The following is a 528-nucleotide window of genomic DNA, read 5'->3' on the forward strand; positions in this document are numbered from 1 at the left end:
TTGCGATGCCTTTGGGGATAATGCTGGTCGGCATCGGAGCTTGCTTGATCGTTGTTTGTGTCTCTGTCTTTTCACACTGGCGACATGCGTACTTAGGACGAACTGTTTCGATGACTTTTAACTGAGCGGGAAGAAACTCTAACTTCTCAGACGTGTCTTCGCCAATACAATGCAGTGGTGTCTGACAGCAAGAACAGGTTTTGTCCGATTCCGCCACATCCACTACAACCGTCTCACGAGGTAAGTCTTTCGGCAGAGGTTTACGCTTAGGTTTTGTGCGCGTATAGGAAACAGTTTGGCTGTCCGTTTCAACATCAGCGCTGTCTTCTTGAGAGTCGCTGTCTGACTCGTCAAACAGCTCGCCTTGGCCCGGAGACACTTCAGAGCCTTTACCAAACTGCTTTTGTTGAGCTAAGCGCCATTGCTCAAGGATTAGCTGATACTTAGATTCCCATTCAGCGATCTTGCTATCTTTTTCGGTTAAGGCTTTTTCTTGCTCTATCAATGACGAGTCTTTTTCATCCAACA

At 47.2% G+C, this 528-nt stretch carries 1 protein-coding gene; it reads right to left on the minus strand.

Going from position 1 to position 528, the window contains the following annotated elements:
* A partial coding sequence (locus V6259_RS19605) for an IS66 family transposase zinc-finger binding domain-containing protein (RefSeq protein WP_341585963.1) occupies nucleotides 1–526 on the minus strand: 526 nt, incomplete at its 3' end.
* Between the last annotated feature and the right edge of the window lie 2 nt (nucleotides 527–528).

This window comes from Marinomonas sp. TI.3.20 (genome assembly GCF_038155025.1).
GTDB classification, from domain to species: domain Bacteria; phylum Pseudomonadota; class Gammaproteobacteria; order Pseudomonadales; family Marinomonadaceae; genus Marinomonas; species Marinomonas flavescens.